Raw genomic sequence first — 10,277 nt, 5'->3', positions numbered from 1 at the left:
AAAAAACCGTTGTTTCGGCGGTAATAATCATACGTATAAAAATCCTCAATGCCAAACGGCGGTTTTGAAATAAAAATCAAGGCCGCTGTTTTCCTTTTTTAAAAATAGCATAGCAGAGGGTGTATTAAGTTCGCCCCTCTTTAAGGACGCGGCGGTATTAAGGAGGATACCGCCGTGTCGCGGAATTGGGAGGCAAAGCCGACAAACTGGCTCTTTCCAGATTGGAAGATCCCTACAGCCAGCCAAGGGCAACTACACTGATTGCAGCTACCTTGTGCAGTGGTATTATCGGCAAGTGGGCATTTCCATCCCCCGTACAACGGCGGCACAGGGAAAATATTATGTGGACAACGGTTTGACCGTAAGCTCCAACGACCTTGTTTTCTTTAGTCACGACACAAACGGTCGCTTCATCCTCAAAGGGACAGGTGGTTTACCGCAAGCTGTTCAGTGGACAGGTGCTTTATGTTAGGCCGCATATTGGCAAGTATTTGTTCACAAAAATATTATATTTAGACACTTTCAAATACCTATTGCCTTTCATTTCTACAAGATGTAAAATAAAAACAAGTTGTAGAAACGGAGGGAAATGTTACTATGGTGAATATTACAGATGCAGAAATGGAGATTATGCGCATCGTATGGGACAGTGGCGAAAGAGTGACCACAAAGGATATCATGGAAAAACTGCCCGGCAAAAAAACAACGACCATCCTGACCCTGGCCGGCAGGCTAATCAATAAAGGTGTGCTGAAATCGGTTAAGCTCGGTCGCTCTCACGCCCATGAGTATTGGGCGGGAATCAGCGAAGAAGAATATCAGAAAATGCAGACCCGGAATTTTATTCGGTCGATTCACAACGGCTCCACCAAAAGTCTGATCAGCGCTCTGTTTCAGGATGAAAATTTAACGAAAGAGGATATTGAAGAGCTTAGGGCTTTTATGGAAAAGCAGGTGAAGAGCGATGATTGAAATGCTGTTCATGACTTCTCTCACAGGCAGCATCATCAGTCTTTTTCTTATATTGCTTAAAACCAGGCTGGTGAAAAAATGCGGCGGCACTTGGTATTATTACATATGCCTGCTTTCTCTGGCGCTGTTTGTTGTGCCGATACAAGTCAATGTAGCGGAGCTTATGCCCCAGCGGGTAGTCATCGAGGAAAGAGCGCCCGTGCAGCAAGCCGCCCTGGCCGGCGAAACCGCTCCATCCCCGGCGGAAGCTGTTCCGGCAGCCGCGGCGCAAACGGCTGTCCAGCATCATCTGCCGGTTCCGGACGCCGGACAATGGATGTTGGGAATTTGGGCGGCGGGTTTTGTCTTTATGATTCGCAGATACCTGTTCGGCTATTTCAGGTTTAAAAAGAAGGTAACCCAAAACAGTCCCATGGACAGGGTGGAAAATTTGGATGTTGTTGTAAGCGGCTATGTTCATTCTCCTATGCTGATAGGGTTTTTCAAGCCTAAAATTGTGATCCCGAAGGCGGAAATCGGCGCCTATGATTATCAGTTGGCATTGAGGCACGAACTGACTCATCACACCCAAAAAGACGCCTGGTTCAAGCTTTTGGCCGTATTGGTAAATTCCCTGCACTGGTTTAATCCGGTTACGTATTTCGTGGTGAGAAATATAAGTGAGGCCTGTGAATACGCATGTGATGAAAAAGTAACGCGGGACATGGAATGGGAGGAAAAGAAACGCTACAGCGATATGATTTTGAATTTTGCCTCAAACGCCTCCCCCGCTTTAAGCAGCAGCCTGGCCAGAAATAAAAAACAATTATTCAGGAGGTTTGAACTTATTATGAAAACAAACACAAAAAGCAGAAAATTTTTAGGCGCTGTGCTGGCCGCGGTGATGATAGCGGGTTCCGTAACGGTGACGTCATTGGTGTTTGCGGAGGAGTTAAAACCGCTGTCCCAATACGGCGGCGCATTTGTAACCGACTATCAGTGGCACAGAACTCTTGAAGACAATGTGCTCAGTACACTGGATATGCTTTCCGATATAAAAGATGGTTTCGCATGGAAGACATTTCCTAGCCCCGGCACAACCTATATTGACATCAACGGACGGAAAATAGATATTGATAACCGGACCAACCCCTATTACGGTGTGGAGAAGGAGTGGAAAGAGAAAAATTCCGCGATTGCAACCATGACCACAAAAACCCTGTCCATCGAAGGAAAAGACGTTACCGTCGCATTTGCCGGCAAGGCCGCCGCCTACCGGGACGATAAAGTGATCGAAAAAATGATCAGAAACCAGATTGCTTTTGAACTGAGCTATCATGACGATCATTATGACCATCAGGCGTTTATCAACCAGCTGATCAGCCGCGGCGCCTATGTCATCAATGAGGTCGTCACGCCGGAAAATTTCAAACCCCGTATAATTAGCAGACAAAACGGAGATTTTTTAGGCCAGAAAATACTGACAAAATTCGATAAAAAGGAAAAAATTACTGATATCTTCAATCAAAAAACGGTCATACCGAAAAATATCGACGGCCATCAAGGGGGACAGCTGGGAAAGAGCTTTGTGATCGGGAGCGGCGAAAGCCTGGCCATAGACATCAAGGAGACCACCGACAAAATGCCCCAGGTCAACTTGGGCATCATTGATGCGACAACCGGCGAGCCCCCGATAAATTGGTATCCCGGCGCGCGGGGCGGCTACAGGTTTATCTATATGCCGGGAGAAGCTCACGCAAACCATACGTTCAAGGTCGTCATGAGCGGGGAGGAAAGCGACACGGCCAGTATTGAAATTTTCACTTACCGGACGGGAGCAGACGAAGCCGCAGCCATCGACAGCTGGGAAGAAGTTCCTATTTGATCGGGAGCGGTGAAAGCCTGGCCTAGACATCAAGGAGACCACCGACAAAATGCCCCAGGTCAACTGGGCCATCATCAATGTGACGACGGGAGAGCCGATTGATTGGATACCCGGCGTGCCGGGCGGTTACAGTTTATCTATACACCGCGAGAGGCTTACGCAAACCATACTTTTAAAGTTGTAATGAGCGGAGGGTAAAGCGATACTGCCCATATTGAAATTTTCACTTATCGGACGGGAGAAGGCGAAGCCGCATCAGACTGACAAACTACAACCAAGCTCGATGAAAACTGACCGTTGCCCATTATGAACAGAACCCCGAAGTTGAAATAATCGACAGTAAAATAACCCGTCTGGAAGCTGGTTGCGCAATCTGATAATCTTGCGGATGCCCCTATCTATGTTTACGCGCTGGAATACCGCCTGCTGCCGAAGGATTTGAGCAAGGTAAGCATGGCCGGAGGCATGCGGGCCGACATGGTTGCCAAATGCTGCTCAATACAATAGTCCGCCACCATCTGAATAACCAGCCAGTACCGTTTAAAGATGGGGTAAAACATTATCACAATTGTTTCTTGGAATAGGGGTCTCGCTTATCCATAAATGAAGCGTGACATTTTTTATTGACAAAAATCTTCAACATTGTGAGTAGAGCTAACCCTCCTCACAATGTTCTTTGTATGCACACTGTTATGCTAACGAAAGTCTTGGAGAGTGTTGCAAAACCATATTTCGTGCGATGGATAAGCTGTATGGTGCTTGCCATGGTCGTTATTTCTGTGTAGTAGAAGCAAGAAAGACACTTTCGCAACATACTAAAATTTAAAGATTTTTTTACAAAACCTGTTGCAAAAACCTCATCTTCTTGTCTTATAAAAAGAGAAGGATGAGTAATCTATAATAAATGGTATGAAATATATTTCCAAATAAGCTGATTGATTTTGTCGATGAGCAACTGGGCTGGGGTGTTATTGTTAATAAATCCACACAGAGTAATAAATTGAACATTGTGAGAACCGAAGATGGCGGGGCCAACTGGAAAGTTGTCCTGCAAAAATAATAAGCGCCCTGCGGGATGCCCAGGCGCTTATTTTCGTGTATAAGGTATAAATTGTTTCGGTGGAGGTCAGCGTTTTGGAAAGCAATCAGGAAATACAGAATCAGGTTGAATTCCTCTATAATGCAACCGCAAAGCAACTGTATAAATTAGCACTTTATACCTTGGGCAATAAGAAGGCAGCCGAACAAATCACAATTAATGTGTTTTGCGAAGCTTTCAATAATATTTCGGACAAGGCGGATGCCAATTTATTTAAAGAGCGAAGTATCAAATTATTATATAAGTATGGCAGAAAGATACAAAAAAAGTCCGAGTGGAATGGCTCTACGATACTTATCAAAACATCAGAAGACATAGAAGAGCAGGTAGATGTTAAGAAAAAGGAACTTATTCAAATGCTTGGTAGTCTAAACTTTGATGAAAGATATATTTTACTGCTTTTTTACTGGCAAAAATTTTCTATTCAACAAATTGCAAAAGCAATTTGCTTACCAATATTTTTAGTAAAAAAGCGTTTTGGAGTGACAGTAAATAAAGCAGTAAATTATATGATGAAATGATATATACGAGGAGTGATAGTAATGGTGGAATATATAAGACAACGAATTAACTTGATATTGGCTGCGGTATTGGTATTCTCGCTTTTATGCACCCCGGCGCTGGCGGCGGTCGGCACGCTCGATGTTGCTGCAACGCCCGTTCAATATATACTTTCCATCGATGGCAAAAGTGTAGCCCTGTGGGCATATAAAATCGATGGCAGTGTATATTTCAAACTGCGCGACCTGGCGATGTCACTGAATGGCACGAAAAAACAGTTTGAAATAAGCTGGGATGGAAACCAAAATGCGGTTTTGCTGACAACCGGAATGGCTTATACGCCGGTGGGCGGCGAGTTGTCCGAACCGTCCGAACTGTCCAGTGACAAAGGCACCGTTGCACATTTGCCTACGACGCTCTTTTATATTGATAAGAGGCAGATTCCAATACGCGCGTATACCATAAATAATACTCATTTTATAATGCTTTCCGATCTCGCGGCTAATTTATTGCTTGCCTCCACCTGCGACGAAGAAGAGTGTACAGTCGAAATTAACACCTTAATATACGATACAGGTATCTATTCGTTTTCGCTTCCGGAAGGCTGGAGTGCTAGTGGCAACACCTATGATTTAGGTTTTACTCGTTCCGGTGAATCGGTCGGCTCCTTTATAATCAGAAATTACGACCCGGATAATCCCGTTTCCCAGTTTCAGGACAATCACAGGGAAACGCTTTCAAATGAAAATTTAAGCGGCTTTGCTTATCCTGCCGCCAAAGCGTTGATCCGGGCGACGCAGCCCGCGGCGGCAAATGACGATTCCTATGTGGATGAGCTTCATTTATACATCATGCTTGCGGATCTCCGTTGCGCCTTTAACTTTTGTTTTGACTCCGCCAAAGTAGACGAGGGAACGGCAATGGAAATCGCAAAAAGTCTTGTGCCGAAAGAAGCGGCAATCGAAAAGAATACAATAGCCGCTAAGTGGGCGCGGGCGGTTCAAGACCGCGACGGCCATGCGCAGTACAATCTGCTGAGTGTGGAGCTGCAATCTGAATTCAAAGATTACTACGAGGCCATTAATTGGGTAACGGGTGTCTCCAGCCCTTGGGTGAATAGCTTTGTAATCGAGATAACAGGTAATGTCGCGGTCGTGTTCTATGAGGGTATGACCTCCGAGGGATTTGCTGGATATACCATAGACAACCTTACCTTTTCAGAGGAGAACGGACAGCTCTTGATCAGTGGCATTGGCGGGTTTAACGACTTTTCAGGCTACAAGGCTCAGAATGACGTGACCCGCACCTCTTTTCGCAGAAAGGGGCCGGGCTTGCATGATTACCAGGGGGAACCTGGCTTAAGCCAGCGCTCCCCCTTATAAATTTCAAAAATACTTGACAAATTTAAACTACGAATGTAGTATTTAGATACCAACGACAATTGTAGTCTCAAATAATGGAGGTGACTTAATGTCAAAGGTAAATATTACCGAGGCGGAACTGGAGATTATGAAAATTTTATGGAAAAGCGACGCGCCGTTGTCTTCCTACGATATCTGTGACAGGCTAGAGGATAAGACGTGGAAATACACCACTGTTTCAACCTTACTGAGCCGATTGGCCGAAAAAGGCGCAATCACTTATGAGAAAAGAGGGAAATCCTATTTCTACACACCATTGCTGGATGAGAACGCTTATAAAATCCGTCAGGCCAAGAAACTGATTGGCAAAATTTACGACGGCTCTCTTAAAAATCTGGTGGTAGCGCTCTATGAGAACAAAGAGATATCAGAGCAGGATATCCAAGAGATCAAGAAGCTGTTCAAGCTTTAGGAGGGGGAATGATGCTACAATCGATTTTCCAAACAATTCTCACCCTGTCTGTGGTGGGTGACGTGCTTGCGGGCATCCTGCTGCTGTTAAAGCCACTGACCAGGAAAGCATTCAGCCCAAAATGGCAGTATTACATATGGCTTATCGTCCTGCTCGCCATGGTGGTGCCCGTTTCCATAAAACTACCGCCCCATACCATCGAAGCTCCATCTGCGCCTCCCCCCGCCGTAATAGAGCAGACAAATGCAACGCAAACAACAGATCAGCCGCCGCCTATACGTCATCAGGAAACGAAAATCCTTGACGGTACGCCCATGGAATACAGAAGTATTGAGCTGGCACCCAATGTTTCCATTGGTATAATTGATGCAATGGCTTTGATTTGGCTCTTTGGCGCAGCCCTGTTCCTGTTATGCGGTATCGTCAGTTACATTGTTTTTTGGCACAAAATCAGGAAAAACGCTTTTGCTGTTAAGGATTGCCGGGAGCTTGAGGAATGCAAAGGGGCTATGAAAATAAGGCGCAAAATCGGACTCCTGATGATGGACGGGGTAACGGCGCCGTTGCTGGTTGGGATTTTCCGCCCCGTTATAGTGCTGCCCCATATTGATATGTTGAGTGAAAACCTGTCCTTTGTTTTACGGCATGAGCTTACCCATTACAAGCGAAAAGATCTGATCTATAAATGGTTGGCCATGCTTGTCAAGGCGGTTCACTGGTTTAATCCCCTGGTTTACTTTGTCGTTAAAAATATGGTTGAGGATTGCGAAATATCCTGTGATGCGGTGGTGACAAAGGATATGGACGATGAAAACAAAGACAATTATATGAAAACCATCCTCAGCCTGCTATCTGCCACCGGCTTAAAAAACCAAACCTTTACCACCGCCATGTGTCCGGACGCAAAACAAATCAAAAGGAGATTCGCTATGATTAAACAGGCAAAAAAAACGAAGAAAATCCTATCGATCATTTCGGTGCTTACGGCGGCGGTCGTAACAGCGACAGCGATATTTACCGGCAGCGCGCTGGCGGATATGACCAAGGACGGGCTGGAATACAGAACGCAAAATGAGGTGTATTTTAAGGACGGTGTGAAATTCAGCGTAAATGTTCTGGGGAAAACTCTACCCCCTTGGGTAAATGATATTACCGGCGACGACAGAAATGCCGACATCGCCATCAACCGTATACAAACAAGGGATACCAAGGGACGGGTAGAGACTCACATTATACTGGAGCTGAAAGGAACAAGAGGGCAAGCAAAATTATCCTCCGGCGCATATGGCCTTTATGGGACATCAAACACGATATTGTATAAAAATAAAAGAGTATACGAAGCCTCCACCTTAGGCGGGATGGAATTTCATGAATTTAATAATATAGGGTACCCCGAGTATAGAAATTTACCTGTAGCAAGTCTGATATCCCCGAATTCCGGACAGAAAAGGCATGTCTCCGTATATTTTGCTTATGACGGTGAGAAAAAGATCTCCTTTGCCTCGGTAAATTTTGATACTGCGAACGAAAACGACAACGTGCCGGCGGCAAGTTTTGATCAATACGACTACCTGGAAGCGGACAATTTTGAGTTTATCGGAGATTTTGAACAGGCTTTTTTGTATGAACTGGAAAACCCCGAGTTTCCGCGGTTTTTTGCGGATTTTGAAAAAGATTATAAAAACAAAAAAGTTGACGGCATCAGTTGCGCCGTATCGGCCGCTTCCACAGACAGCATTATTTTGAAAACGGATATCACTTTGGATGCCATATCCTCCTATGAAATATACGTAACCGACGACAGAGGATTGGAAATATTAAGCGGGGCCGGAGAAATTGAAAAGGGCTATCCTCCTCAGAATATCATTTTAACTCCCAGAGAGGAGATAGAGACTTCTGTGGTACACCTAGTGACCGGTGACGTAGTGAGCGATGCCAGTCGCAATACCGATCCGAAATATAAGCTTTACAGCGGCAAAACCTATCGGCTGGATATTGGTTTGTTGGATGACGGCGGCAATATCGTCTACCGCCAGCGTGAATATGTAACGATACCATAAAATGATTGTACGAGCGATACCAGAATAAAATTGTCGTGCTACCCGATTAAATGTAGAGATAGAAAAAGGTTACACAGAAGAATGAAAACGAAAAGCCTTGCCGATAGCACCATTACGCAAGTATCTGCCAGGGGAAGCACAGCCAGGCTTTATATCGGTGATCTTAAAATGGGTGGTGCCGGCTATCATATTGGAGGCAGCAATTATTTAAAGCTGCACGACATCGCCCGTATGCTGAACCTCGGCGTGGTTTGGGATGGCCGCACCAACACGGTTCTTATCGATACAACCAGTGATTTTAATCCAAGCTCTGACATTAAATAACTGCTGATAACCATTTTACAAGCTGTCAGCAGCCAAGAAATAGTTGCTCTAACGCCAAACGTATCGGGTAAAAATTGTGCTCAGAAGACAGCGTTGGAAATGCAGTGGATTATTGAACGAAGAACTCAATTTTACAATTGTTAGGAGTGAGGTTTTCTCTTACGGCACTACACTGGTTCACTTCTTGAAAGCTACAAAAAAACCGTTGTTTCGGCGGTAATAATCATACTATAGAAGATGGCTCAATGAGAAGATGGCTCAATGCCAAACGGCGGTTTTGAAATAAAAATCAAGGCCGCCGTTTTCCTTTTTTAAAAATAGCATAGCAGAGGGTGTATTAAGTTCGTCCCTTTTTAAGGACACGGCGGCACAAGGAGGATGCCGCCGTGTTTATTTGCCTTCGACATAATCTGATACCATTCTACTTTTCAAAAAAAGACTTGATGCTTTATGGGACTATTGCGGTTATGAAGTTACCTACACACATTACACGTTAAGATATACAAGCTCCTGCGCCCGATTGGTTTTTATCCAGTCGGGCTTTTTTGCGTTTTACGGCAAATTGTTGTTCACTTTTTGCCGTTCATTTTGCCAAATTTTTCATCCCTACCGTAGTAGTGGCGAAAGGGGAAGCCATCACCCGCCTTTGCGGACGCGAAGGGAGGTGAGAACATGAAGCCTCATTCCCACGAAGAACACAAGCGGCACACCTTTGACAGCTTTTGCAAAAAGATACTCAAGCATGAAGCCCGCGACTATTACGACGAGCTGAAAAGACGCAGAGAGCAGGAAATATCTTTGGACGAGCTGTCCAAAAAGGAATTGGTGCAGTTGGCCGTCATGGACGAGTATTTCAAGGAGATATACAGCTTTAACGTATTGGGCCACGACATTGCTGTGGCGGATGAGCGCATAGGCGAAGCCTTGAAAGCTCTGCCGACGGACAGGCGCGACATTATCCTGCTGTTTTATTTTCTTGACATGACGGACAGGGAGATCGGAGAACTCTTGAACCTTGTCCGGCGCACCGTTGCCTATCGTCGAACAAGCACTTTGCAGGAATTAAAAAATTCATGGAGGGAAAAGCGGATGAATAGCACACACGCTAAAACCGGTAATAACGGCTTGCTTCCTTTTCCCGTCATTGCGGCGGCAAGCAACGGCGACATCAACGCAATCAACGCCGTCCTAAAGCACTACGAGAGGTATATTGCCGCGCTGTCCATAAGGCAGCTTTACGACGAAAACGGCAATCCCCATCTGTGCGTAGACCCTGAATTTCGCCGCAGGCTGGAAACGAAGCTCATAACCAGAATCCTGACATTCAGGGTAGCTTAACACAATAGGCCCGCATAGGAGCGCGCCCCCCTTTCCGCGCTTCCCTTTGGCGGGCCTTTCATGCTTGCCTGTCAATAAAAGCCCATCGGTTGCCGGTGAGCTTTTATAGGCTGACATCAAAGGAAGCGGAGGTTTTTATTTTTCCGCTTCCTTTGTTTTGCTTATTGGCCTATGCCGTGGAGCTTGAATTGATCCGGGACAATCCGGCCGACAAGGTAAACCCGATCTCCGGCGAGGTGCGGATACTGTTTACCGACTTCCTGCTGGAATGGCTGGAGATGATCAA

9 protein-coding genes and 1 pseudogene are annotated in these 10,277 nt (G+C 45.5%); all 10 read left to right on the top strand.

Features of this window, described 5'->3' with window-relative positions:
• Positions 1-274: 274 nt before the first annotated feature.
• Positions 275-472, top strand: a complete 198-nt coding sequence (locus A4E54_RS07190) for a hypothetical protein (RefSeq protein ID WP_353681820.1) — start codon at positions 275-277, stop codon at positions 470-472.
• 125 nt (positions 473-597) lie between these two features.
• Positions 598-972, top strand: coding sequence for a BlaI/MecI/CopY family transcriptional regulator (locus tag A4E54_RS07185; protein ID WP_240084709.1), 375 nt, complete (start codon positions 598-600; stop codon positions 970-972).
• On the top strand, positions 965-2,836 hold the full coding sequence (locus tag A4E54_RS07180) for a M56 family metallopeptidase (protein ID WP_240084708.1): 1,872 nt from the start codon (positions 965-967) through the stop codon (positions 2,834-2,836). The genes A4E54_RS07185 and A4E54_RS07180 overlap by 8 nt, the downstream gene beginning before the upstream one ends.
• Before the next feature lie 1,134 nt (positions 2,837-3,970).
• A complete protein-coding gene (locus tag A4E54_RS07175) occupies positions 3,971-4,456 on the top strand; it encodes an RNA polymerase sigma factor (RefSeq protein ID WP_240083269.1) in 486 nt (161 codons plus the stop codon).
• A gap of 21 nt (positions 4,457-4,477) precedes the next feature.
• Positions 4,478-5,818: a hypothetical protein gene (locus tag A4E54_RS07170; RefSeq protein WP_240083268.1), complete on the top strand. Its 1,341-nt coding sequence runs from the start codon at positions 4,478-4,480 to the stop codon at positions 5,816-5,818.
• Between the two features lie 88 nt (positions 5,819-5,906).
• Positions 5,907-6,269 carry a BlaI/MecI/CopY family transcriptional regulator gene (locus tag A4E54_RS07165; RefSeq protein ID WP_240083267.1) on the top strand — a complete coding sequence of 121 codons (363 nt, stop codon included), beginning with the start codon at positions 5,907-5,909 and terminating at the stop codon, positions 6,267-6,269.
• 8 nt (positions 6,270-6,277) lie between these two features.
• Complete coding sequence (locus A4E54_RS07160; RefSeq protein ID WP_240083266.1) at positions 6,278-8,329, top strand: M56 family metallopeptidase; 2,052 nt, start codon at positions 6,278-6,280, stop codon at positions 8,327-8,329.
• A gap of 81 nt (positions 8,330-8,410) precedes the next feature.
• The gene (locus tag A4E54_RS07155; protein ID WP_240083265.1) at positions 8,411-8,653 is read left to right on the top strand and encodes a stalk domain-containing protein; all 243 of its coding nucleotides are present in this window, start codon (positions 8,411-8,413) and stop codon (positions 8,651-8,653) included.
• Between the two features lie 672 nt (positions 8,654-9,325).
• On the top strand, positions 9,326-9,991 hold the full coding sequence (locus tag A4E54_RS07150) for a helix-turn-helix domain-containing protein (RefSeq protein ID WP_240083264.1): 666 nt from the start codon (positions 9,326-9,328) through the stop codon (positions 9,989-9,991).
• Between the two features lie 95 nt (positions 9,992-10,086).
• Positions 10,087-10,277, top strand: a pseudogene (locus A4E54_RS07145) (tyrosine-type recombinase/integrase); the annotation flags it as partial.

This window comes from Pelotomaculum sp. PtaB.Bin117, from assembly GCF_002067195.1.
GTDB classification, from domain to species: domain Bacteria; phylum Bacillota; class Desulfotomaculia; order Desulfotomaculales; family Pelotomaculaceae; genus Pelotomaculum_D; species Pelotomaculum_D terephthalicicum.
The sequence above is the reverse complement of the archived record's forward strand: the minus strand, read 5'-3'. Positions and strand labels throughout refer to the sequence as shown.

Excerpts from the sequence above, each read along its gene's own strand:
- A4E54_RS07150 (WP_240083264.1), top strand. The coding sequence starts at position 9,326 with ATGAAGCCTCATTCCCACGAAGAACACAAGCGGCACACCTTTGACAGC.
- A4E54_RS07155 (WP_240083265.1), top strand. The coding sequence starts at position 8,411 with ATGAAAACGAAAAGCCTTGCCGATAGCACCATTACGCAAGTATCTGCC.
- A4E54_RS07185 (WP_240084709.1), top strand. The coding sequence starts at position 598 with ATGGTGAATATTACAGATGCAGAAATGGAGATTATGCGCATCGTATGG.
- A4E54_RS07180 (WP_240084708.1), top strand. The coding sequence starts at position 965 with ATGATTGAAATGCTGTTCATGACTTCTCTCACAGGCAGCATCATCAGT.
- A4E54_RS07170 (WP_240083268.1), top strand. The coding sequence starts at position 4,478 with ATGGTGGAATATATAAGACAACGAATTAACTTGATATTGGCTGCGGTA.
- A4E54_RS07165 (WP_240083267.1), top strand. The coding sequence starts at position 5,907 with ATGTCAAAGGTAAATATTACCGAGGCGGAACTGGAGATTATGAAAATT.
- A4E54_RS07160 (WP_240083266.1), top strand. The coding sequence starts at position 6,278 with ATGATGCTACAATCGATTTTCCAAACAATTCTCACCCTGTCTGTGGTG.